Origin of the sequence: Paraburkholderia caballeronis, assembly GCF_900104845.1 — a bacterium.
GTDB classification, from domain to species: Bacteria; Pseudomonadota; Gammaproteobacteria; order Burkholderiales; family Burkholderiaceae; genus Paraburkholderia; species Paraburkholderia caballeronis.
Genome location: NZ_FNSR01000002.1, coordinates 623,642 through 644,446, shown reverse-complemented (window position 1 = coordinate 644,446; position 20,805 = coordinate 623,642). Strand labels below are relative to the sequence as shown.

Annotated in this window: 25 protein-coding genes; 16 read left to right on the top strand and 9 right to left on the bottom strand. The window is 69.1% G+C overall.

The window, feature by feature from the left end; genetic code table 11:
- Nucleotides 1-84: 84 nt before the first annotated feature.
- The 3 genes from BLV92_RS19400 to BLV92_RS19390 all read left to right on the top strand — a co-directional run bounded on the left by BLV92_RS19400 (nucleotide 85) and on the right by BLV92_RS19390 (nucleotide 2,307).
- A complete protein-coding gene (locus BLV92_RS19400; RefSeq protein ID WP_090547934.1) occupies nucleotides 85-612 on the top strand; it encodes a hypothetical protein in 528 nt (175 codons plus the stop codon).
- Nucleotides 613-691: 79 nt separating this feature from the next.
- On the top strand, nucleotides 692-1,528 hold the full coding sequence (locus tag BLV92_RS19395; RefSeq protein WP_143040700.1) for a COG1470 family protein: 837 nt from the start codon (nucleotides 692-694) through the stop codon (nucleotides 1,526-1,528).
- Nucleotides 1,525-2,307 carry a hypothetical protein gene (locus tag BLV92_RS19390; protein WP_090547931.1) on the top strand — a complete coding sequence of 261 codons (783 nt, stop codon included), beginning with the start codon at nucleotides 1,525-1,527 and terminating at the stop codon, nucleotides 2,305-2,307. The genes BLV92_RS19395 and BLV92_RS19390 overlap by 4 nt, the downstream gene beginning before the upstream one ends.
- An 18-nt stretch (nucleotides 2,308-2,325) precedes the next feature.
- Here the strand turns inward: BLV92_RS19390 and BLV92_RS19385 are convergent, their stop codons facing one another.
- A complete protein-coding gene (locus BLV92_RS19385) occupies nucleotides 2,326-2,595 on the bottom strand; it encodes an acyl carrier protein (RefSeq protein WP_090729961.1) in 270 nt (89 codons plus the stop codon).
- An 85-nt stretch (nucleotides 2,596-2,680) separates the two neighbouring features.
- On the opposite strand from BLV92_RS19385, the gene ispH reads away from it, so the two are divergent.
- The 6 genes from ispH to BLV92_RS19355 all read left to right on the top strand — a co-directional run bounded on the left by ispH (nucleotide 2,681) and on the right by BLV92_RS19355 (nucleotide 6,856).
- Nucleotides 2,681-3,652: a 4-hydroxy-3-methylbut-2-enyl diphosphate reductase gene (gene ispH / locus BLV92_RS19380; RefSeq protein ID WP_090547928.1), complete on the top strand. Its 972-nt coding sequence runs from the start codon at nucleotides 2,681-2,683 to the stop codon at nucleotides 3,650-3,652.
- A gap of 64 nt (nucleotides 3,653-3,716) precedes the next feature.
- Entirely contained in the window at nucleotides 3,717-4,691 is a 975-nt protein-coding gene (locus BLV92_RS19375) for a hypothetical protein (RefSeq protein WP_090547927.1), read from the top strand.
- Entirely contained in the window at nucleotides 4,688-5,140 is a 453-nt protein-coding gene (locus BLV92_RS19370; protein ID WP_090547925.1) for an HMG-box domain-containing protein, read from the top strand. The genes BLV92_RS19375 and BLV92_RS19370 overlap by 4 nt, the downstream gene beginning before the upstream one ends.
- On the top strand, nucleotides 5,137-5,373 hold the full coding sequence (locus tag BLV92_RS19365) for a hypothetical protein (protein ID WP_090547924.1): 237 nt from the start codon (nucleotides 5,137-5,139) through the stop codon (nucleotides 5,371-5,373). The genes BLV92_RS19370 and BLV92_RS19365 overlap by 4 nt, the downstream gene beginning before the upstream one ends.
- A gap of 18 nt (nucleotides 5,374-5,391) precedes the next feature.
- Nucleotides 5,392-6,432, top strand: a complete 1,041-nt coding sequence (locus BLV92_RS19360; RefSeq protein ID WP_090547922.1) for a hypothetical protein — start codon at nucleotides 5,392-5,394, stop codon at nucleotides 6,430-6,432.
- A 13-nt stretch (nucleotides 6,433-6,445) separates the two neighbouring features.
- Complete coding sequence (locus BLV92_RS19355; protein ID WP_090547920.1) at nucleotides 6,446-6,856, top strand: SCP2 sterol-binding domain-containing protein; 411 nt, start codon at nucleotides 6,446-6,448, stop codon at nucleotides 6,854-6,856.
- Between the two features lie 21 nt (nucleotides 6,857-6,877).
- Here BLV92_RS19355 and BLV92_RS19350 read toward each other — a convergent pair whose 3' ends face one another.
- Nucleotides 6,878-7,948, bottom strand: a complete 1,071-nt coding sequence (locus tag BLV92_RS19350) for a polyprenyl synthetase family protein (RefSeq protein ID WP_090547918.1) — start codon at nucleotides 7,946-7,948, stop codon at nucleotides 6,878-6,880.
- An 8-nt stretch (nucleotides 7,949-7,956) separates the two neighbouring features.
- On the bottom strand, nucleotides 7,957-8,820 hold the full coding sequence (locus tag BLV92_RS19345) for a 1-acyl-sn-glycerol-3-phosphate acyltransferase (RefSeq protein ID WP_090547917.1): 864 nt from the start codon (nucleotides 8,818-8,820) through the stop codon (nucleotides 7,957-7,959).
- Between the two features lie 238 nt (nucleotides 8,821-9,058).
- Here BLV92_RS19345 and BLV92_RS19335 point away from each other — a divergent pair, with 238 nt between their 5' ends.
- Nucleotides 9,059-9,574 carry a hypothetical protein gene (locus BLV92_RS19335; protein ID WP_090547914.1) on the top strand — a complete coding sequence of 172 codons (516 nt, stop codon included), beginning with the start codon at nucleotides 9,059-9,061 and terminating at the stop codon, nucleotides 9,572-9,574.
- Nucleotides 9,575-9,587: 13 nt separating this feature from the next.
- Here the strand turns inward: BLV92_RS19335 and BLV92_RS19330 are convergent, their stop codons facing one another.
- From BLV92_RS19330 to BLV92_RS19310, 5 genes are all read right to left on the bottom strand, one after another.
- The gene (locus BLV92_RS19330) at nucleotides 9,588-10,319 is read right to left on the bottom strand and encodes a TetR/AcrR family transcriptional regulator (RefSeq protein ID WP_090547912.1); all 732 of its coding nucleotides are present in this window, start codon (nucleotides 10,317-10,319) and stop codon (nucleotides 9,588-9,590) included.
- Between the two features lie 101 nt (nucleotides 10,320-10,420).
- Complete coding sequence (locus tag BLV92_RS19325; RefSeq protein ID WP_090547911.1) at nucleotides 10,421-11,323, bottom strand: ABC transporter permease; 903 nt, start codon at nucleotides 11,321-11,323, stop codon at nucleotides 10,421-10,423.
- The gene (locus BLV92_RS19320) at nucleotides 11,320-12,438 is read right to left on the bottom strand and encodes an ABC transporter permease (RefSeq protein WP_090547909.1); all 1,119 of its coding nucleotides are present in this window, start codon (nucleotides 12,436-12,438) and stop codon (nucleotides 11,320-11,322) included. The genes BLV92_RS19325 and BLV92_RS19320 overlap by 4 nt, the downstream gene beginning before the upstream one ends.
- Nucleotides 12,435-14,027 carry an ABC transporter ATP-binding protein gene (locus tag BLV92_RS19315; RefSeq protein WP_090547908.1) on the bottom strand — a complete coding sequence of 531 codons (1,593 nt, stop codon included), beginning with the start codon at nucleotides 14,025-14,027 and terminating at the stop codon, nucleotides 12,435-12,437. The genes BLV92_RS19320 and BLV92_RS19315 overlap by 4 nt, the downstream gene beginning before the upstream one ends.
- Entirely contained in the window at nucleotides 14,024-15,061 is a 1,038-nt protein-coding gene (locus BLV92_RS19310; protein WP_090547907.1) for a BMP family protein, read from the bottom strand. The genes BLV92_RS19315 and BLV92_RS19310 overlap by 4 nt, the downstream gene beginning before the upstream one ends.
- A 209-nt stretch (nucleotides 15,062-15,270) precedes the next feature.
- Here BLV92_RS19310 and BLV92_RS19305 point away from each other — a divergent pair, with 209 nt between their 5' ends.
- The 6 genes from BLV92_RS19305 to BLV92_RS19280 all read left to right on the top strand — a co-directional run bounded on the left by BLV92_RS19305 (nucleotide 15,271) and on the right by BLV92_RS19280 (nucleotide 19,922).
- Nucleotides 15,271-16,083, top strand: a complete 813-nt coding sequence (locus BLV92_RS19305; RefSeq protein WP_244283852.1) for a cysteine hydrolase family protein — start codon at nucleotides 15,271-15,273, stop codon at nucleotides 16,081-16,083.
- Nucleotides 16,084-16,085: 2 nt separating this feature from the next.
- Entirely contained in the window at nucleotides 16,086-17,258 is a 1,173-nt protein-coding gene (locus tag BLV92_RS19300; RefSeq protein ID WP_090547904.1) for an amidase, read from the top strand.
- Between the two features lie 11 nt (nucleotides 17,259-17,269).
- A complete protein-coding gene (locus BLV92_RS19295; protein WP_090547902.1) occupies nucleotides 17,270-17,476 on the top strand; it encodes a DUF4089 domain-containing protein in 207 nt (68 codons plus the stop codon).
- On the top strand, nucleotides 17,473-18,891 hold the full coding sequence (locus BLV92_RS19290) for an AtzE family amidohydrolase (RefSeq protein ID WP_090547900.1): 1,419 nt from the start codon (nucleotides 17,473-17,475) through the stop codon (nucleotides 18,889-18,891). The genes BLV92_RS19295 and BLV92_RS19290 overlap by 4 nt, the downstream gene beginning before the upstream one ends.
- Nucleotides 18,888-19,271, top strand: coding sequence for an oxalurate catabolism protein HpxZ (gene hpxZ / locus BLV92_RS19285; protein WP_090547899.1), 384 nt, complete (start codon nucleotides 18,888-18,890; stop codon nucleotides 19,269-19,271). Before BLV92_RS19290 ends, hpxZ begins: the two co-directional genes overlap by 4 nt.
- Nucleotides 19,272-19,472: 201 nt before the next feature.
- Complete coding sequence (locus BLV92_RS19280; RefSeq protein ID WP_090547896.1) at nucleotides 19,473-19,922, top strand: CBS domain-containing protein; 450 nt, start codon at nucleotides 19,473-19,475, stop codon at nucleotides 19,920-19,922.
- 55 nt (nucleotides 19,923-19,977) lie between these two features.
- Here the strand turns inward: BLV92_RS19280 and BLV92_RS19275 are convergent, their stop codons facing one another.
- Nucleotides 19,978-20,802 carry an NAD(P)H-dependent oxidoreductase gene (locus BLV92_RS19275; RefSeq protein WP_090547895.1) on the bottom strand — a complete coding sequence of 275 codons (825 nt, stop codon included), beginning with the start codon at nucleotides 20,800-20,802 and terminating at the stop codon, nucleotides 19,978-19,980.
- Nucleotides 20,803-20,805: the final 3 nt, after the last annotated feature.

Here is a 20,805-nt window from a genome sequence, read left to right as displayed (position 1 = left end):
GCGAAGCGAGCCGTGTTCCGCCTTGACTTGCCTGTTTAGCTCTGCTTTATTGTAGCAAGGTCGAACGCGTTCAGTGAGGACGTCATGGGCGGCGGCGGAAAGGGGGGCAAGGGCGGCGGCGGAAGCGGTTCGATCGATGTCACGAGCACGTCGAACAGCATCGTCGACGCGAACACCAACGCAACGATCAACTCGACGTCTGATAACGACATCACGTCGAATTCCACCAACACGATCGATTCGAAAGCCACCGCGCAACTTCAGGTGCTCGGCCTCGACGACATCAAGCTGAAAACCGATACGCGCTCGGATGCGCGCACGCAACTGGAGATGGACCTGAAGCCGTTGCAGGTCGATCTGTGTCTGAAGCTCGGGCTGGAGCGTTTCCCTTCCACCAAAATCTGCAAGCCGCAGCAACAGCATTTCGCGCTCACGCTGTTCGGCGTCGAAGTGGTGGGCTTCAACTATTCATCTGAACAAAAGACGTTGATCGAGGATATGGGCCGGCGGCCGTTCGTCGTCGGCGGCGACCACGCGTGCGGACCGGCGCAGCACGCGCACGTCGACAGCGATCTCGACGGCGACGGCGTGCGCATCCATCTGTCGGATTAGCGTCGATGCGGGGCGCGCGGTCGATGCTGACGCGGCGCATCCACGAGCGGCGGTCACCGGGTCGCGCAAGGAGGGGGTCGTGCGGGTGTTGCCCGAATACTCAGTGGTCGATCATCACGACGACGCGCCGATCGTGCTCGCCGGCGGTCCGCGCAGGCTGAAAGGCACGGTGCGCCTGCACAATCCCGGCGAAGCGCGCGTCGTGGTTCGCGACGCGCGGTTATGCGGGCTGCCCGCCGCGCGCACACGCAGCGCCGCAACCGGCGACAAGGAAACCGATGCCCCGTCCATCGCGCCCGATCTTGCCGTCTCGATTCCCGCGATCCTCGCGCCGGGCCAGCATTCGTTCGTGCCGGTGCGCGCGTCGATCGATCCGCACACGCCGCCGGGCAGCTATCGCGCGTCGTTGCAGGTCGGCGCGCATCGGTATCCGGTCGAGCTGCACGTGACCGAGCATGTGCAGCTCGACGTGCAGCCGGCCGAAATCGTGGTCGAGAACCAGCCGGGCAAACGCGTGACGAAGACGGCCGTGTTCACGAACGCGGGCAACGTGCCGCTCGTCATCGGCAACCTCGGCCCGATCGCGCTCGACGACGAACTGATCGTGTGCCGCACGTTGCGCGGCACGCTGCGCGACGCCGACGAAACGGTGACGTTGCCGCAGCAGTGGTTCAACGCGTGGCTGCGGCAAGGCAAGAAGCACTTCGAGGAAATGGGCCTGTTGTGGGTCGACGTCGAAGGCGCGCCGATCGAACTGGCGAGCGGACACAGCATCGCCGTCGAATTGAGAGTGCGCGTGCCCGACACGCTGGACCCGCGCACGCGTTATTCGGCGGTGGGATTCCTCTATGACGAGAGCATCCGTTTCCTGATCGCGCCGACCGGCCTCGAAAAGGCCACGAGGAGAGGGAAGTGAACTATTTTCAGTCGTACGCCGGCCAGCCGTCGGCGTTCAGCATGCCGACCGTCGCGGCCGGCGCGGGCGGCGCGTTCTCGACCGGCTCGGCCGGCGCGTCGTCCGCGAACCTGTCGGGCGGCGTATCCGACCTGCTGCGTCTCATCAACGAAGGCGTTGCCGCGCCGATCCTCGACGGCTTGCGCCAGGCCGCGACGAATCTCACCGATTCGTTCGGCGGCGCGTCGTTCGGCGGCGCGACGATGCGCAGCGCGCCGCAACGCGCGCGCGGCGGCTGGCGCCAGGGCGATCCGGCTACGCAGCGCCACGCATCGTACCAGGACTGCGGTTGTGATTGCGATTGCGACTGCGGGCGCGACACCTGTCATTGCCAGTGCTGCATCGTCGACGCGGACCTGATCGTCTATGCGCGGGTCGGCGAACGCCGGATCGTGCCGCTGTCGATCGACAACCCGCGACGGCGCGAACGCAAGGTCGAACTGAAGCTCGGCGAATGGAGTTCGCGCGGCGGCTCGCCCGCGCCGACGGTGCAGGCCGAACTGCTGCCGAAGGAAGGCGCGATCGAGTTGCCGCCGTGCGGCTCGAAGCAGGCGCTGCTGATCGTGTCGTCGTCGCTGGCCGCCAACCAGCGCGAGCCGGTGGACGTGGACGACTGCCGAGTGTTCTACGCGGACCTGACGGTGCTGGGCTGCGAGATCCGGCCGATCCGCATCGCGCTCGCGCTGTTGCCGCTCGACTGCGGCCCGTTCCAGATTCATTGCGGTTGCTGCTGTTGCTGACGCGCGCATCGGCGGCGCTCACTGCGCCGGCTGCGCGCGCATCCGCGTGACGAGCGCGACGACGTCGGCGAGCGTCTGCATTTTTTTTGCGTCGTCGGTGCCGATCTCGATCGCGAATGCGTCTTCGAGTTCGATCAGGATTTCGAGCGCGTTCAGCGAATCGACGTGCAGGTCGTTGAACAGATGGGTCGTCGACGACAGCGACGCGGCATCGCAGCGCAGCACCATCGCGACGATGTCGAACACGGTTTGCGGTAGCGGCGGGGCCGGCTGGGATTGCGCGTCCATGCGGCGCAGTGTGCCACGGCGGCCGGTCGCGAACAACCGCGGCGTCGCGGCGTTGGTTGTCCGAAGTGCGAGCAGGGAGCGGCAGATGAAGATCGTGCTGGCCAATCCGCGCGGTTTCTGCGCGGGCGTCGAGCGTGCGATCAAGGTGGTCGAGATGGCGCTCGAACTGTTCGGCGCGCCGGTCTATGTTCGCCACGAGATCGTGCATAACCGCTACGTGGTCGAGCGCCTGCGCGCGCGCGGCGCGGTGTTCGTCGATACGCTCGATGAAGTGCCGGACGGCGCGCACGTGATCTTCAGCGCGCACGGCGTCGCGCGCGAGGTGTACGACGACGCCGAACGGCGCGGTCTCGATGCGCTCGACGCGACCTGTCCGCTCGTCACGAAGGTGCATCTCGAAGTCGAGCAGCACGGGCTGGCGGGGCGCGCGGTGTTCGTGATCGGCCATCTCGGTCATCCGGAAGTGGTCGGCACGCTAGGCCACTATCCGCGCGGCGCGCGCGAGCGGATCGCGGTCGTCGAGAACGAGGCGCAGGCGGCGGCCATGCCGATCGACGCGGCGCGCGGCGTCGCATACGTCACGCAGACCACGCTCGCGCACGCCGACACCGAGCGCGTGATCAACGTGCTGCGCGGCCGCTTCGCCGATCTGCGCGGCCCGCATGGCGACGACATCTGTTATGCGACGCAGAACCGGCAACTCGCGGTGCAACGGCTCGCGCAGTTGTGCGACACCGTGATCGTGCTCGGCGCGCGCAACAGTTCGAATTCGCTGCGGCTGTGCGAGGTCGCGAGCGCGGGCGGCGTCGCCGCGCATCTGGTCGACGACGACGCGGGCGTCGAGGGGCGATGGTTCGACGGCGTGAACACGGTCGGCGTGACCGCGGGCGCGTCGGTGCCGGAGGTGCTGGTGCAGCGGCTGCTCGCGCGCTTTCGCCAGTGGTGGCCGGGGCTCGTCGAAGAGGAACTGGGCGAAGCGGAGAATCAGTATTTCCGGCCGCCGCGCGCGCTGGCGGACGCGCTCGACGCGCGCCGGGCCGCGATGCAGAAGACCTGAAGCGCGGCGCGTTGCGCGGTCGTCGACAGTCGCGGGATAAGCCGGAACACAACAGGACAAACGCGTGCTCAATCTGAACGTACTTCGGCAACTGCTCGCCGATCCCGCGTTGCGAGGCCAGATTTCGCGGCTCATTTCGAACAAGGTGCGCGCGGATGCGAAGAGCCTCGAAGCGAATGCGCTGCTGTCGCGGCAACTGATCGAACTGGCCGGCCGTGCGCGCCAGGGCGAGAGCAGCGACAGCGACGGCGTGCTGCGGCAACTCGTGAAGGAACACCTCGACTACTACGAAACGCTGGTCAACCTGACGCTCGCGTTCAACCAGCGTCTCGCGGACCAGTTGAACGGCGTCGCGCAGCAGACCCCGACGGACAGCGCCGCGACGGTGACGACGATGCGTCTTGCGGTGCCGCTCGGCACGACCGTGCGCGCGCCGTTCAGGCTGGAGAACAACCGTGCCACGCCGATCGCGGTCGGCTTCGAGATGACGCCGTTCGTCAGCGAGAGCGGCAGCGAGTTCGTGTCCGCGGAGGTCGCGTTCGATCCGCCGTTGCTGCGGCTCGAACCGGGGCAGGAGGGGCGCGTCGAACTGATCGTCGTCGTCGCGCCGGGATTCACGGTCGGCAGCACGTATCTCGCGACGATCACGCTGACCGGGCTCGACGCGACGCAACTGCTCGTGCGGCTGGTGGTGGAAGCGCCGCGCGAAACGGCGCAGCCGGCGGCGGGCGCGTCCGCCGTCAGCGAAACCGTCGACCTGATCGGCGAAGCACCCGAACCGGAAGACGCCGCGACGCCAGCGAACGTCAGCCTCCCGCCGACCAGACCGAAGCGGCCGGCAACCCGCAGCAAGGCCGTGGCGCATGCGGATGCATCCCGGCGCGGCACGTCGGCGGCGAAACCGGCCACGCCAACGCGCGCGGCAAAACAAGCGAAGGCCCCGACGACCGCGAAAAAAACGCCGGGAAAAACGAAGGCTGCATCCGCGTCGTCAACGGGCACGACGCCTCCGCGTAAAAAGACCGGCACGCGGAAATGACCGACCTCACCGTCCCGCTGATCGTCGTCGAGGAGCCGTTGCCGGCGAGCGCCGACTACTTCGCGCGCGCGGTTGCCGGGCTGGACGGCATCGGCGTGTGGCTGGGCCTGATCGCGGAGCATGGCGAATCGACGCGCACGACGCTGCGTTCGCTGGCGCGCTCGCTGGTCGACGAAGGTCGCCGTTATGCGGCGACCCCCGACGGCGCGCGCTGGGCCGCGCTGCTCGCCGGATCGCCGGCGGTCGAGCGCGGCTGGCTGCTGTGGAATCACGCGAACGCGGACTTCTATCTGCGCAACGCGGAGCCGCTGCCCGATTCGCCGGGCGCGCTGTTCGGCGCGGTGCTGCGCGAACTGGCGGACACCGACCTCGCGACGCTGCTCGGCGAACTGAGCCGCATCGGCGCGGAGTGGGAGATGATGAGCGAGAACGACAAGGAGCACCGATGAAGCAACCGCCGCACACGATCGACGCGGGACCCGACGGGCTGCGCGAGGACTTCTACGTGAGCCGCAACAACTTCCTGTATCTGCTGCTCGGCCTGATCTCGACGGCCGAGGACGTGCTCGGCGTGATGCCGGAGATCGCGTCGTCCGCCGTGCCGCCGGAGTTTGCGCGGCGCGCGCGAACCCCGGCCGGCGCGCAGTCCGACGACGGCCGCGGGTCGTCGCTGTTCCGCTGACACGGCGGCGAGCCGCCAATGAGCGATCTGCGCGCGGCGCTCGGCGTGATCGACCGGCCGCATCCGCCGCGGCGCGGCGAGTCGGACATCGCGAGCTACAAGGAGTGGTATCACTTCAACGTGCTCGACACGGTAAGCGGCACCGATCTGATCGTGAACCTGAGCGTCGCCGGCGACGTGACGCGCGCGGGCGGCGGCGACGCGGACCTGATCGTGCTGTGTCATCGGCGCGGCGAAGGCTGGCATGGCGGCATCGATCGGTTCGATGCGGCGGCGGTCGGGTTCGATGCGCGCTCGCTGCGCTTCGAGTCGGGACCGGCGCGGATCGCGTTCGAGAACGGCGAATACCGGCTGCAAGTCGAGCGGACCGATACGCCGGCGCACATCGATCTGCGCTTTGCGCCGCGCACCGATCCGCTGCTGCTGTGGAACGACACGCCGCTCGGCGGCGGCAGGCTGAACTGGCTGATCGTCCCGCATCTGGACGCGAGCGGCGCCATCGACATCGGCCGCGAGCGCATCGTGCTCGACGACGCGTGCGCGTATCACGATCACAACTGGGGCCACTGGCGCTGGGGCGACGACTTCGGCTGGGAATGGGGCTTCTGCGCGGACGAGCGGCACGCGGCGGCCAGCACGCGCACGACGCTCGTGTTCGATCGCACGAGCGACCGCCAGGGCGACGTGAGCCTCGAACACACGCTCGCCGTGTGGCGCGGCGCGACGCTCGCGAAGGTGTTCACGCGCCATGCGTTGCGTTGCCGTCGCGAGGGCCGCTTCGAAGGCGACGTGCGGCGCGAGCCCGGCGCCACGTGCCTCGTTGCGCCGGGCGCGGTCGTCACGGTGCCGCGCGGCTTCGCCGTGTCGTCGCGCGACGGCGCGGACTGGCTCGATCTGGATTACCGGATCGACGCGGCGTTGCAGGTGAGCGTGCCGCGCGAATACGGGTTCGGCCTCGTCGGGTTGAACGAGACGTTCGGCGAGATCGTCGTGCGCGGCGAGGTGGGCGGCGAGCGGATCGCGTTCGCCGCGCGCGCGTGTTTCGAGTTCCTGGGTTAGCGCGAGGCGAACGATGCACAACGACGCGATGCAGACCCTCGAAGACGCGCTCGACGTGCTGCGCGCCGACGCGGCCGCTTCGTATCATCGCGTGCTGCTGGAACTGGAGGGGCTTGCGCTCGACGTGCAGGTCGGCGACGAACGGTTCGACTGCCGTTGCATGGACGCGCGGCTCCGGTTCGACGCGGTGCGCCGCGACATGCGCAAACCGCAGCCGGACATCACGGTCCGCACGGACCGGCACACGATCCTCGCGCTGATCGACGGCCGCCTGACCATGATGAACGCGGTGCTCGCGCGGCAGCTCGCGGTGCAGGGCGATGCGTTGACGCTCGCGCGGCTGTCGCGCGCGGTCGTCGCGTTCAGCGAGGGCGCGTTGCGCTCGCGCGGGATGCGGGCGCTGCTGCAACGCTATCGCGCATAGCGTGGCAATGACGGTCCGCGCTCAAAGCTGCCGCTCGATCATGTAGTCGATCATCTCTTCGAGAAAGCGCCGGTAAGGCGACGGCGGCAGCCACGCGAAACGCTGCGCGAACGTGCGCGCGGCCGAATCGGTGAGCCGCCGCGCGAGATCCGACGCAAAGCGGATCGATCCGTAACGGCGCATGCACGCGAGCACGAACGCGACGTCGTCGGCGCTCTTGTCGGTGCGCCGCCGTCCGTAGATGTCGAGGATGCGCCGCCGGTCGGCAGGCTTCGCATGCGCGATCAGATGCACGACGATCACCGTGCGCTTGCCTTCTGCGATGTCGCCGCCGATCTCCTTGCCGTACAGCGCCATCTCGGCGGTCAGGTTCAGCACGTCGTCCTGGATCTGGAACGCCGCGCCGGTCTTGAAGCCGAACGCGTTGATCGCCGCGAGTTCGGCGGGCCGCACGTTCGCGATCAGCGCGCCGGTGCGCAGCGGCGCGATGCACGTGTACCAGCAGGTTTTCTTGCAGCTCATCCGCAGATACTCGCGCACCGTGACGCCCGCGCGGTTGAAGCGCACCCAGTCCAGCTCGATCGACTGGCCCTCGGTCGATTCGCGCGCCATCCGCTCGATCTCGAAGATCAGCATCAGCGCGCGTTCGAGTCCGAGCGTGCGCGTGTTGCCGAGCAGCGTGCGCATCGCGAGCATGTTCAGCCCGTCGCCGACGTTCGTCGCGATCGCGATGCCGTACTGATGATGCAGCGTCGGAAAACCGCGCCGGCTTTCGCTCTCGTCCTCGATGTCGTCGTGGATCAGGAACGCGTTATGGAACATCTCGATCGCGGCGGCGGTGTCGAGCGCCTCCTCCATGCGGCCGCCGCAGGCCTGGCACATCGCGAGGCACAGCGCGGGGCGAAAGCCCTTGCCCTCGCGCATCGGGTATTCGAGCATCGGCCCGTACAGCGTGCGCTGATAGCGGTTGCGCGGCACCAGTTCGCAGATGCGCGCGAGCACGAGTTCGCGATAGTGGCGCAGCATGTCGAAGAAGTGCTGCGTCGAGCGGGCGGGGCGGCTCTGTTCCTCCTTCAGCGTGACGCTGTCCATCGCGGGCCTCACGCCGTCGCGGCCGGATGGCGCTTCGCGGCGCGCTCGGCCACCATGCGGTCCATCATCGCCTGCATCACGTGGACCACCGCGTCGTAGCCGCGCTTCACCTTCGCCGGATCGTTCGCGGCCTTCGGGCCGGCGCCGGCGAAGCGGATCGGCGGCCCCATCCGCATGTCGATCTGCACCGGGAACGGTACGTTGAACGGCGTGCCGAGCGCGAGCCCGTACGGAAACGAGAACGTCAGCGGCAGGCGTTCGACGCCTTGCTGGTCGAGGCCGAGTTCGCGTGCGCGTTCACGGCCGTCGTCGAACACGATCAGCGTTTCGTGCGCGCCGACCGTGACGACTGGCAGGATCGGAATGTCGAGCCGCAGCGCGAGCCGCACGAACGCGTCGCGGCCGAAGAACAGGATGCGGTGGCGGTCGCGGAACGGCTTGTATGCGTCGTCGCCCGCGCCCGGATAGAGCATCAGCGGCGCGCCGCTTTCGAGCACGCGCAGCGCAGTGCGCGCGCTCGCCGCGAGGCCGCCGAGTTTCATCGCGTGCACGTTCAGGTACGGCACCGTGAAGATCCCCGGCTGCATCAGCGCATACATCGGCGCGTCGGGGCCATGCTGCCTGCACCAGCCGTGCAGCGTCATCGCCGCGTCCGGCGTGTTGATGCCGCCGTTGTGATTGCCGACCACGAGGAACGGTTCGCCGGCCGGCGCGTGCTCGAAGCCGCGCGCGGACACGCGGAAGTAGTAACGCCACATCAGTTCGAGCAGCGGCAGGAATTCGCGGATGTAGTCGGGATCGCGGCGGTCGGTCGCGGTGCCGTCGAACTGCTTCGGGTCTTCCCGATACGCGCGCTGCAGGATCAGGGACATGGGCGTCTCGCATGCGCCGCCGGATGCGGCGGCCGACCGACTTTTATATGTTTTAGCCGCAACGATCCGCGACGACAAGCCGGAGTTTCGCGCAGGGGCGCATGGCATGCGGAAGTCGTTCGGGTTCCGGATCTTTTCTAACGTTGCGGGCCGTGCCGGGCAATGTTCGCCGCAGTACAGACCGCCGATGGCGGACTGCTACGCTGAAGCCTTCCCGTAAGTCACGCAGGGCGCGACCATGAACGACGACCGGAAGATCGACGACCAGACGCTGGAGATCCTGCTGGAACGGCTGCGTCGCGCGGCGACCGCGGTCGAATACGAATACGCGGAGAACGACCGGCGGCTGACGTGGTTCCTGGTGTTCCAGGCGTTTCTGTTTCAGGCGTATGCGACCGCGTTGCAGACGCTGGGTTCGGCGGCCGATAGCGCGAGCCCCACGCTGAAAGCCCTTTTTTCGCACACCCATTATTTCGTCTGGGTGATCTGCATGGTCGGCATCGTGACGGCCGGCGTGACGGTCGTGGGTACGTTCGCCGGCATGCACGCGGCCGCCGAACTGAAAAGGACGCGCGAACAACAGATCGAAGCCGAAGCGAGCCAGTTCGGCATCGAGAAGATGGGCTTCGGCGTCGATACGTGCCGGCATTGGCTGGGGCTGCTGCCGACGCTCGTGTTCCCGTCGCTGCTGCTGATCTGCTGGCTCGGGCTGCTGGTTCGCGCGCTGGCGAGCAAGGTGGCGGACAGTGCGTAACGAAAGCGCGGCGTTAACGCCCCCGCACCGCCCGCACCGGCACGACCTCCGCCATCTCGCCGCTCTGCAAAAACGCTCGCACGAGTTCATGCGCCTGCGCCTTGTGCGCGGCCTGCCATGCGGGCGCGAGCATTTCCGTATCGAACATCCGCGAGATCGTGTGCGCGTTCGACTTGTGGAAATAAGCGAGGCTCACGAGCGTTACGTACAGATGCAGCGGATCGATGCCGCGCCGCAGCGTGCCGCCCGTTTCGCCGCGTCGTATCAGCGTGTGCAGCTTGTCGAGCACCGGCGACGACATCGCCGGAATCCGCTTCGACGTCTTCAGGTAACGCGCGCGATGCAGGTTCTCCCACGACAGCAGCGACAGCAGTTCCGGATGCGTGGAGAAGTGCTCCTCGGTGAAGTCGTAAAGCTGCTGGATGCCGGCGACGGGATCGACCGCGTGTTCGTCGAGCGACACCGCAAGCTCCGCCTCGCGCAGTTTCGCGAGCACGTGCTCCAGCACTTCGACGTACAGTTTTTCCTTGCCGCCGAAGTAGTGATAGATCATCCGGATGTTCAGCTTCGAGCGCCGCGCGATCGTTTCGACGCGCGCGCCGCTGAAGCCCTTTTCGGCGAACTCGCGGATCGCGATCTTCAGCATCCGCTCGCGCGTTTTCGCGGCCAGTTGCTGGCGGCGCGTCGGGGCGGCGGCGGATGCGTCGGCGTCGGCCTTCGCGGTGGACTGCGTGGTGCGTACCATGGAGAGCTTCGGTTGATGAGCGGAATCGGCGCGTGCCTGCGATGGTACTCCGTTCGCCGCGCGCGGCTTGCGCGCCGCCGGTTGTCTGGTCGTCATCGCATCTACCGCCGGAACGGCTGCGCGAGCGCCGGCGGCGCGGTCTGCCGGCCGATCAGCCCGGCCACCGCGACGAGCGCGAGCAGGTAGGGCAGCATCACGAGCAGCGCGGTCGGCACGTGCAGGCCGAACATCGGCAACTGGAACTGCATCGCGGTCGCCGCGCCGAACAGCAGGCATGCCAGCGCGGTGCGCCCGGTTTTCCAGTTGCCGAAGATGATCGCGGCGATCGCGAGGTAGCCGGTGCCGTTCGTCATGCCTTCGGTGAACGTGTGAATGTCGCCGATCGAGATGAAGCAGCCGGCCGTCGCGGACATCACGCCCGAGAACACCACCGCGCCGTAGCGCAGCCGCGCGACCGACAACCCCGACTGATCGACCGCGCGCGGCGCGACGCCGGCAGCGTGCAGCGCGATGCCGAGCGACGTGCGGCGCATCACGACGGACGTCGCAATCAGCATCGCGACACCCGCATACAGCAGCCACACCTGGTCGAACACCGCGCTCAGCACGCCCGGCACCGGCGATACGTGCGCGAGCCCCGGAATCGCGGCGCTCGACCGTTCGCCGAACACTTCGCGATACGCGAGCGTCGTGCCGCCGAGCGCGAGAATGTTGATGCCGATGCCGGTCACGATCTGGTTCGCGCGCAGCGTCACGCTGAGAAACGCCTGGAGCAGCGCGAGCGGAATCACGCCGGCGATCGCGCACAGCAGCCCGACGAGCGGATTTCCGGTCAGCCACGAGAACGTCGCGCCGATGAACGCGCCGGTCAGCATCATCCCTTCGACGCTCATGTTCAGCACGCCGGCGCGCTCGCTGACGAGTTCGCCGGTCGAAGCGAGCATCATCGGCGCGGCGAGCCGGATCGACGCGCCCGCGAACACCGCAAGCAGTTCGACGTTCATCGGCTTCCTCCTTTGCGGTCGAGCCACATCGCGCCGGCCGCGAGCGCGACCGTCACGATGCCCTGCACGATCAGCACGAGCGCCGACGGCACCTGCGCGACCATCTCCATGTTGATGCCGCCCGAGCGCAGGAAGCCGAACAGCAGCGCGGCCGCGAACACGCCGGTGATCGAGTCGCGCGCGAGCAGGCCGACCACTAGCCCGTCGAAGCCGTAGCCGGACGAGAAACCCGCCTTCAGCGAATACTGGTCGCCTTGCAGCATCAACGCGCCGGCGAGGCCGCCGAACGCGCCCGCGATCGCGAGTCCGCCGATCAGCGACGACGTGATCGGCAGCCCCGCGCGCCGCGCGGCGACCGGGTTGAGGCCCGCCGCGCGCAGGCAGAAGCCGAAGCGCGTGCGCTTCAGCATCACCGCCGAGATGACGGCGAGCGCGAGCGTCACCGGCAGGCCGATGTTGAGGTTCATGCCGCTCGCCGCGAGCACGGCGGGCAGCTTCGTCGCGTCGGGAATTTCGAGCGATTCGGGCAGCGTCGATGCGTTCGTCATCGGCTGGCGCAGCAGCGCCTCGCTCTGCACGCACCAGTACAGCAGCCAGACCGCGATGAACGACAACAGCAGCGTGCTGATGACTTCGTTGGTGCCGGCCTTCACCTTCAGCACGCCGGGCAGGCCGCCCCACAGCGCGCCGGCCAGCGCCGCGCCGAGCATCGGCACGACGAACGACAGCGGCGCGGGCAGATGCGCGCAGCCGCCGTACAGGCTCAACGCGGTCGCCGCGATGCCGCCGATCGCGATCTGGCCTTCGCCGCCGACGTTTGTCAGGCGCGCGCGGTTCGCGATCACGAAGCCGGTGCCGACCAGCGCGAACGCGAGGCTGCGATTGACCGACGCGCCGATCGCATAGGGCGAGCCCCATGCGCCGTCCGCGAACGCGGCGAGCGCGTCGCCGACCGGCACGCCGACCAGTGCGATCAGCGCGAGCGCGGCCAGTATCGCGAGCGCGATCGACGCGGCGATCACCAGCGCGACGCGCAGATGCGGCGAGCGTTCGCCGCTCGCGCCGATCCCGTGCAGCCACGCGCGCGGGCCGTGCAGTTTGACGTCGAGGTTCATGCGGGGTCTCCCGAGCCGGCCATCCACGCGCCGATGCGTCCGCGATTCGCCGCGTCGGGCGCGCAACTGCCCATGATGCGGCCGCGATACAGCACGACGATGCGGTCGGCGACGCTCATCAGTTCATCCAGTTCCGACGAGATCAGCAGCACGCCGGCGCCGCGATCGCGCGCGGCGCGGATCTGCGAATAGACGGCGGCGACCGCGCCGACGTCGAGGCCGCGCGTCGGCTGCGCGGCGAGCAGGAACACGAGCGGGTCGAGCGTCAGTTCGCGCGCGAGCACCGCCTTCTGCTGATTGCCGCCGGACAGGCCGCCGAACAACGCATCCGGGCCGCTCGCGCGCACGTCGAAACGCGCCATCAGGTCGAGCGCGTCGGCGCGCATCGCGCGGCGGTTCAGAAAGCCGCCGCGCGTGTAGCGGTCCAGCTGGTTCAGCAGCAGGTTCTCCGCGACCGTCATGCCGGTCACGCAGCCGACCGCGTGCCGGTCTTCCGGCACGATGCCGACGCCCGCGCGCGTCAGGTCGCGCGGCGTGGCGTGCGTCATCTCGCGGCCCGCGACGAAGAAACGCCCGGCCGCCGCCGGCAGCATGCCCGCGAGCACCGCGCCGAGTTCGGTCTGCCCGTTGCCCTCGACGCCCGCGATGCCGACAATCTCGCCGCGGTTCACGACCAGCGTGCAGTGTTCGAGACGCGTGACGCCGTCCGCGTCGCGTGCGCCGAGGCCGTCGATCTGCAGCACTTCGTCCGCGAGCGGCCGCGAGTTCGGCGACGGCCGTTCTGTTTCGACGAGCGACAGGCGGCTCGCGGTGCCGCCTGCGTCGCCGCCGCTGTCGTCGTCGGCCGTCGCGCGATGGATCATCGCGTGCACGAGCCGGTCGATTTCGGCGGAAGGCGACGCGGAGCGCGCGACCACGCGGCCCGATTGCAGCACCGTCGCCTGGCTCGCGATCCGCGCGATCTCCTTCAGCTTGTGCGTGACGAGCACGACCGCGCAGTCGCGCGCCGCGACGCGCGCGCAGGTGTCGAGCAGCGCGTCGATCTCGGCGGGCAGCAGCACCGCGGTCGGCTCGTCGAGCAGCAGCAGCCGCGGCTCGCGCATCAGGCACTTCACGATCTCGACGCGCTGCCGCTCGCCGACCGACAGGTCCGCGACCCGCGCATCGAGCGCGAGTTCGAGCCCGACGCGCTCCAGCACCGTGCGCACGCGCCGCGCGTGCGCGGCGCGATCCAGCCAGCCGCGCGCCTGGCCGAGCAGCAGGTTGTCGAGCACGGTCGCGTCGTCCACGAGGCTGAAGTGCTGGTGCACCATCGCGATTCCGTGGTCGAGCGCGTCGCGCGGATTGCGCGGACGGTACGGCGCGCCGTCCACCTGCATCGCGCCGGCATCGGGCTGATGCACGCCGAAGATCACGTTGCACAGCGTCGACTTGCCCGCGCCGTTCTCGCCGAGCAGGCAGTGCACGTCGCCGGGCAGCAGATCGAGCGACACGCCGTCCAGCGCGACGAACGAGCCGAACCGCTTGCCGATGCCGGCGAGCGACAGGATCGGCGCCGCGCGCGGCGCGGCGGCAGCGGGCGCGTTCATCCTTCCGAGACCTTGATCTTGCCGCTCAGGATGTCCTGCTCGATCTGCTTGAGCTTCGCGTCGATCGCGGGCGTCGAATGGCAGACCGCCATTCCCGACGCCTGCGGCCCCATCGCGAGACCGAACGCCTTGTAACCCGGCTGCCACGTGCCTTTTTCAAGCTGCTCGATCGCGTACTGCGCCTGAAAGCCGACGCCGGTGATGCTATACGCGATGTACAGCGGGTCGCTGCCGCAGCGGTCCGTGTAGCTGCCGATGATGTGCGTGTTCTTCTCTTTCGCCGCCTGCTCGATGCCGCGCAGCCCGAGGTTCAGGATGTGATAGTGGATGTCCGCGCCCTGCGCGATCGCGGCGGTCGTCGCCTCGCGCGCCTTCGCGACGTCGTCGAAGTCGCCGGTGTAGCTCTCGAAGTATTTGATCTTCGGGTTGATGTAGTGCGCGCCGTTGCCGAACTCCTTGCCCGCGTTCACGATCGACGGAATTTCCATCCCGCCGACATAGCTGACCGCGTTCGTCTTCGTCAGCATCGCGGCGGCCGCGCCGGCGACGAACGCGATCTCCGCCTGCTTCACGTCGTAGCCGGCGACGTTCGGCGGCATCGCATCGCCCTTGCTGCCGCCGACGATCGAGAACTTCACGTTCGGAAAACGCTTCGCGACCTTCAGCACCGCGGCCTGGGTTTGCCCGCCGACGCCGATTACCAACTGGTTCTTCGACGCGAGGTTGGTCAGCGCCTGCTCCATGTCCGCGTAGTTGATGTTCTCGATGATCTGCGTCTTCAGCTTCGGCCCGAACTCCTTCTGCGCGGCGGCCACGCCGTCGTAGCCCGATTCCATCCAGCCCTTGTCGGTCTTCGAGCCGGGGATCAGCACGCCGACCCGCATCGCGTCGTCGGCCGCGTGCGCGGGCGGCGCGACGAGGAACGCGGGCGCGCTGCACGCGGCCAGCACGGCGACGGTGAGCGCGCGCGACACCACGCGGCGAACTGGAACGAACGCGCGACGCGGCGCGGAAGACTTCGGCTTTCTGAGCATCACTGGCACTCCTTTTGCGTTGTGGTTTCGGTAAGTAGGTTATTCATGAACGAAACCGGCAACGCAACTTTGATGCCATCCGCCGGACCGGACGCGCGAAACGGCATTCGACACGCGCAACCGGAACGGTTCGCGCGATGCCCGACGGGCATCGCGCGCGGCATCCTGTGCGCGAACTTCTTCGACTGACAGACGACCTGGAGGACCCCTTGGAAAACGCCGCCAATCCCGCCACGACAACGGTTCCGGGCGCGCTCGGCCAGTGCGCGCAGACGCGCTGGACCGCGACCCCGGCGCTGGTGGACATGACCCCGCCGACCCCCACGCCGCGCATCGCGACGCTCGATTCGCAGCCGCAGCAGGTGCGTTTCGACATCGGCCGCTCGGCGCTCGTCGTGATCGACATGCAGAACGACTTCTGCACCAAAGGAGGCTGGGTCGCCCATCTAGGGGGCAACTACGACGCGGACCGCGCGCCGATTGCACCACTGCAGCGCCTGCTGCCTCTCGCGCGCCGGCATGGCGTGCCGGTGATCTGGGTGAACTGGGGCAACCGGCCGGACCTCGCCAACATGCCGCCGAACCAGCTGCATCTATACAAGCCGACCGGCTCCGGCATCGGCCTCGGCGAGCCGCTGCCGGAGCACGGCGCGCACGTGCTCGAAAAGGATTCGTGGGCGGCGGCGGTCGTCGACGAACTCGCGCCGCTGCCGGGCGATATCCGTGTCGACAAATACCGGATCAGCGGCTTCTGGGACACGCCGCTCGACAGCATCCTGCGCAACCTCGGCACGCGGACGATCTTCTTCGCGGGCGTGAACACCGATCAGTGCGTGCTGCACACGCTGACCGACGCGAACTTCCTCGGCTACGGCTGCGTGATGCTGACCGACTGCTGCGCGACGTCGTCGCCGGATTTCTGCACCGAGGCGACCGTGTGGAACGTGAAGAAATGCTTCGGCTTCGTCGCGGACTCGCTGCAACTGGCGGGCGCGCTCGAAGCCGGCGGCGCGGGAGCATGACGATGGACGCCTTCGTTCCCGGCCCGCGTCTGCGCATCGCGGCGACCGGCAGCGGGCCGCTCGACGGCCTGCGCTTCGCGGTGAAGGACCTGATCGACACGGCGGGCGTCGTGACGGGCGGCGGCAATCCGGACTGGCTCGCGACGCACGAACCGGCCGCGCGGCACGCGCCGTGCGTCGCGGCGCTGCTCGCGGCGGGCGCGTCGGTGGACGGCCGCACGATCACCGACGAACTCGCGTACAGCCTCGAAGGCGCGAACGATCACTACGGCACGCCCGCGAATCCGCGCTGGCCGCATGCGCTGCCGGGCGGATCGTCGAGCGGGTCCGCGAGCGCCGTTGCGAGCGGCGCGGTCGATTTCGCGCTCGGCACCGACACCGGCGGTTCGGTGCGCGTGCCGGCCGCGTTCTGCGGACTGTGGGGCATCCGGCCGACGCACGACGCGGTCAGCATCGACGGCGTGCTGCCGTTCGCACCGTGCTTCGATACGGTCGGCTGGTTCGCGCGGTCCGGCGAGATGCTCGCGCGCGTCGCCGACGTGCTGCTCGCGGATCAGGCGCAGACGCCGGTGCCGGCGCGGATCGTGCGCTGCGCGGAAGCGTTCGCCGCGCGCGCCGCGAACGAACCCGACGACGCGGCGCGGCTCGACGAGCGCGCGCAGCGCATCGGCGCGACCGATGCGATCGCCGTGTTCGACGGCGATGCGGCCGGCTGGCTGCACACGTATCAGCAGTTGCAGGACGATGCGATCCGCGCGTCGCTCGGCGCATGGATCGCGGTCACGTCGCCGCGTTTCGGCGCGTCGATCGCGTCGCGTTTCGCGCGGCTCGCGACGCTCGACGACGCGCAGGTCGCGCGGGCGCGCGCGCGGCGCATCGACATCGCACGCCATCTCGACGCGCTGGTTGCCGGCGCGGTGATCGCGCTGCCGACCGTGCCGCGCGCGCTGCTCGACCGCGCCGCGCCGGCCGCGCAGCTCGACGCGTTTTACCGCGACGCGCTGACGATGGACAGCATCGCCGCGCTCGCGGGTCTGCCGCAGGTGACGGTGCCGCTCGCGGACGATCTCGACCGGCCGCTCGCGTTGTCGCTGATCGGCCCGCGCGGCAGCGACCGCGCGCTGATCGCGCTCGCGCGCCGGCTGTCCGGTTCGGCGTCTTCTTCGATCGAATGAAAGGAATCCCCATGTCCGACGATCATGCTTCGCCGCACGATTCGGCCGCATTGGCCGCGTATGTCGACGCCGCGTTGACGCTTCACGTTCCCGGCCTCGCGCCGGACGCCGCCGCGCGCGTGCACGAACAGTTCGCGCGGGTCGCGGCGATTGCCGCGCCGGTGCTCGCGTTTGCGCTGCACGCGGACGACGAGCCCGCCCCGGTGTACCGGCCATGACCGCGCGCCGTTTTCCTTCCGGCGCGCTCGACCTCGCCCGTGCGTATGCACAACACGCGTTCAGCGCGCGCGAACTGGTCGAACACACGCTCGCGCGAATCGCGGCCGACGACGGCCGCATCAACGCGTTCACGACGGTCACCGCCGAACGCGCGCTCGCGGAGGCCGCGTCGCTCGACGCGCGGCGCGCGAGCGGCGCACCGCTGCCGCCGCTCGCGGGCGTGCCGTTCGCGGCGAAGAACCTGTTCGACATCGAACAGGTGACGACGACGGCCGGCTCGCGCGTGCTCGCGGACGATCCGCCGGCGCAGGCCGATGCGTTCCTCGTGCGGCGTCTGCGCGAGCAGGGCGCGATCCTGATCGGCGCGCTGAACATGGACGAGTTCGCGTATGGCTTCACGACCGAGAACCATCACGCGGGGCCGTGCCGCAATCCGCACGATACGACGCGCACCGCCGGCGGATCGTCGGGCGGCAGCGCGGCGGCGGTCGCGGCGGACTTCGTGCCGCTCGCGCTCGGCTCCGACACGAACGGTTCGGTGCGCGTGCCCGCGTCGTGCTGCGGCGTGTTCGGCGTGAAGCCGACGTACGGGCGGCTGTCGCGTTCGGGCACGTTCCCGTTCGTCGCGAGCCTCGATCATCTCGGCGCGTTCGCGCGCAGCGTCGACGATCTCGCGGCCGTGTACGACGCGTTGCAGGGCCGCGATCCGGACGACCCGGCGCAGACGCCGCGCGAAGCGGAGCCGGTCGGCGCAGGCCGGATTGCGGCACTGCGCGTCGCGCGGCTCGGCGGTTATTTCGACGAACACGCGGGCGATGACGCGCGCGGCGTCGCGCTCGAAGCGGCGAATGCGCTCGGCGCGCGCGAGACCGTCGAATACCCGGACGCGGCGGTCGCGCGCGGCGCGGCGTTCCTGATTACCGCCTCCGAAGGCGGCCAGTTGCATCTGCCGACGCTGCGCACGCGCTACGACGACCACGAGCCGTTGTCGCGCGACCGGCTGATCGCAGGCGCGCTGCTGCCGGCCGCGTGGCTGCTGCACGCGCAGCGCGCACGGGCCGTGCTGCGGCGGCGCGTGCTCGAACTGTTCGAACGTCACGACGTGCTGATCGCGCCGGCGACGCCGGTGGTCGCGCCGCCGATCGGCGCGGCGTGGATGGACGTGAACGGCCAGCGTCTGCCGGTGCGCCCGAACCTCGGGCTGCTCACGCAGCCGGTGTCGTGCCTCGGGCTGCCGGTCGTCGCGGTGCCGCTGCGGACCGCTTCCGGTTTGCCGCTCGCGGTGCAGTTGATCGCCGCGCCATGGCGCGAGGATCTTGCGTTCGAAGCAGCGCGGCGGCTCGAAGCGGCGGGGCTGGCTTACGTACCTGCGTTTTCCGGCGCGACGCCGCCGGTCGAAGGAGCCGAACGATGATGGAGGTGAACCGCCCGGATGTGCTGGCCGAAGTGAACGCGGCGTTCGACGCCTACGAACAGGCGCTCGTGACGAACGACGTCGCGATGCTCGACATGCTGTTCCTCGATTCGCCGGATACGCTGCGCTACGGCGCGACCGAGAACCTGTACGGTTACGACGCGATTCGCGCGTTCCGCGCCGCGCGTCCGTCGAAGGGGCTCGCGCGGACCGTGACCGCGCGCGTCGTGACGACGTACGGCACGTCGTTCGCGGTCGCGAACATCGAGTTTCGCCGCGACGGCGATGCGCGCATCGGCCGGCAGAGCCAGACGTGGCTGAAGACCGACGCGGGCTGGCGGGTGGTCGCCGCGCACGTGAGCTGGATGGAGACGAAGTAGCCGCGCGCGCCGTTTCTTCGCGACACGGTTCGATGTCATACTGTGCGGCGTTCGCCGCCGATGTCTGGATGCACAGCGTCGGCACGACTGACAGGACGGCTCCGGGACGGGGACGACGGGCGACGAAGGCGCGGGCCGGCGCGGCGCGCGTCGAGCGTCGGCCGACGCCCGGAGCGGCACACGATTCGAGCGGAGCGGAGAGTGAAAGTAGAAGATGTGATGACGAAACGGCTCGTCACCGTCGGGTTCGACGACAGCCTGACGACGGTGAAGGAGATTTTCGAAGAAGCCGGGTTTCACCACTTGCTGGTCGTCGACGAGGGCGAGTTGCAGGGCGTCGTGTCGGACCGCGACATGCTGCGCGCGCTGAGTCCGTTCATCGGCAGCAACGTCGAGACCGCGCGCGATGCGGGCACGCTGAACCGGCGCGTGCATCAGGTGATGTCGCGCCGGCCGTGGACGCTGCGCCCGGACGCGGACCTGGCCGATGCGATCCGGCTGTTCCTCGATCATCCGATCTCGTGCATTCCGGTCGTCAACGACGAGAACCGGCCGGTCGGCATCGTCAGTTGGCGCGACATCCTGAAGACGCTGGTCCCGAACGACGGCGAGACGCCGCCGGCCGCGGACGGAGCGTCCGACGCGGCGTGATCGCCGCGCGCGGCGTGCGTGATGTGGGCCGCTGAGGAAGCCGGCCCCTTAGCGGCTATAGCCGGTTGTGCTCCGCGTCCCTGTCGGCGCGTTCATCGCGCGAGCCCTTGACGTGCGCGGCGAAGCCCGCTTGACCCGGCGCGACGTCGGCTTTTAGCGTGAGCGCCGGAATTTCATAGTCGCCGCCGTTCTGCGGACGGAACGCGATCGGCGGCGTCGTCGCCAGCGTGTCGAGGCGCTGCCCGAGCGCGTCGCGGATGCGTGCATAGCGCGCTTCGTCGATCCGGCTCGTCCGGTACACGACGAACGGCGGCAGCACGTCGAAGCCGGGGTAATACAGGATGCCGTGCTGGATCGGGAACAGCAGGTCGTCGATCGGCCCGTTGATGCCGCGCGCGCCGTAATGCGATTCCCAGCCGCCCGCCGTGACCATCAGCATCGCGCGCTTGCCGGCCAGCGAACCCTCGCCGTAGCGGTCGCCCCAGCGCGCGTCCGAATGCTCGCCGACGCCGTACGCGAAGCCGCATGCGTACACGCGCTCGACCCAGCCCTTCAGGATCGCGGGCATCGAAAACCACCACAGCGGAAACTGCAGGATCACCGCATCGGCCCAGCGCAGCTTGCCCTGCTCCAGTGCGATGTCCGCGCTCTGCGTGCCGTTCTCGAACGCGCGCCTCGATTCGGCCGACACGTCGAAACGCGCGCCGCGCACGGGCTCCGTGCTGTCGTTCGCATCGACCGTCGCCTTCCATTGCATCGCATACAGGTCCGATACCCGGACCTCGTGTCCCGCCTGCTGCAAACGCCCGATCGCGAAGTCCCGCAGCGCGCCGTTCAGCGACTGCGGTTCCGGATGCGCGTAGACGATGAGCACCTTCATCTG

Coding starts and splice junctions, on each gene's coding strand:
- BLV92_RS19320 (WP_090547909.1), bottom strand. CDS start 12,438: ATGAACCTCGACGTCAAACTGCACGGCCCGCGCGCGTGGCTGCACGGG.
- BLV92_RS19330 (WP_090547912.1), bottom strand. CDS start 10,319: ATGGTACGCACCACGCAGTCCACCGCGAAGGCCGACGCCGACGCATCC.
- BLV92_RS19300 (WP_090547904.1), top strand. CDS start 16,086: ATGGACGCCTTCGTTCCCGGCCCGCGTCTGCGCATCGCGGCGACCGGC.
- BLV92_RS19325 (WP_090547911.1), bottom strand. CDS start 11,323: ATGAACGTCGAACTGCTTGCGGTGTTCGCGGGCGCGTCGATCCGGCTC.
- ispH (WP_090547928.1), top strand. CDS start 2,681: ATGAAGATCGTGCTGGCCAATCCGCGCGGTTTCTGCGCGGGCGTCGAG.
- hpxZ (WP_090547899.1), top strand. CDS start 18,888: ATGATGGAGGTGAACCGCCCGGATGTGCTGGCCGAAGTGAACGCGGCG.
- BLV92_RS19315 (WP_090547908.1), bottom strand. CDS start 14,027: ATGAACGCGCCCGCTGCCGCCGCGCCGCGCGCGGCGCCGATCCTGTCG.
- BLV92_RS19290 (WP_090547900.1), top strand. CDS start 17,473: ATGACCGCGCGCCGTTTTCCTTCCGGCGCGCTCGACCTCGCCCGTGCG.
- BLV92_RS19275 (WP_090547895.1), bottom strand. CDS start 20,802: ATGAAGGTGCTCATCGTCTACGCGCATCCGGAACCGCAGTCGCTGAAC.
- BLV92_RS19360 (WP_090547922.1), top strand. CDS start 5,392: ATGAGCGATCTGCGCGCGGCGCTCGGCGTGATCGACCGGCCGCATCCG.
- BLV92_RS19295 (WP_090547902.1), top strand. CDS start 17,270: ATGTCCGACGATCATGCTTCGCCGCACGATTCGGCCGCATTGGCCGCG.
- BLV92_RS19335 (WP_090547914.1), top strand. CDS start 9,059: ATGAACGACGACCGGAAGATCGACGACCAGACGCTGGAGATCCTGCTG.
- BLV92_RS19355 (WP_090547920.1), top strand. CDS start 6,446: ATGCACAACGACGCGATGCAGACCCTCGAAGACGCGCTCGACGTGCTG.
- BLV92_RS19385 (WP_090729961.1), bottom strand. CDS start 2,595: ATGGACGCGCAATCCCAGCCGGCCCCGCCGCTACCGCAAACCGTGTTC.
- BLV92_RS19350 (WP_090547918.1), bottom strand. CDS start 7,948: ATGGACAGCGTCACGCTGAAGGAGGAACAGAGCCGCCCCGCCCGCTCG.
- BLV92_RS19365 (WP_090547924.1), top strand. CDS start 5,137: ATGAAGCAACCGCCGCACACGATCGACGCGGGACCCGACGGGCTGCGC.
- BLV92_RS19310 (WP_090547907.1), bottom strand. CDS start 15,061: ATGCTCAGAAAGCCGAAGTCTTCCGCGCCGCGTCGCGCGTTCGTTCCA.
- BLV92_RS19400 (WP_090547934.1), top strand. CDS start 85: ATGGGCGGCGGCGGAAAGGGGGGCAAGGGCGGCGGCGGAAGCGGTTCG.
- BLV92_RS19345 (WP_090547917.1), bottom strand. CDS start 8,820: ATGTCCCTGATCCTGCAGCGCGCGTATCGGGAAGACCCGAAGCAGTTC.
- BLV92_RS19370 (WP_090547925.1), top strand. CDS start 4,688: ATGACCGACCTCACCGTCCCGCTGATCGTCGTCGAGGAGCCGTTGCCG.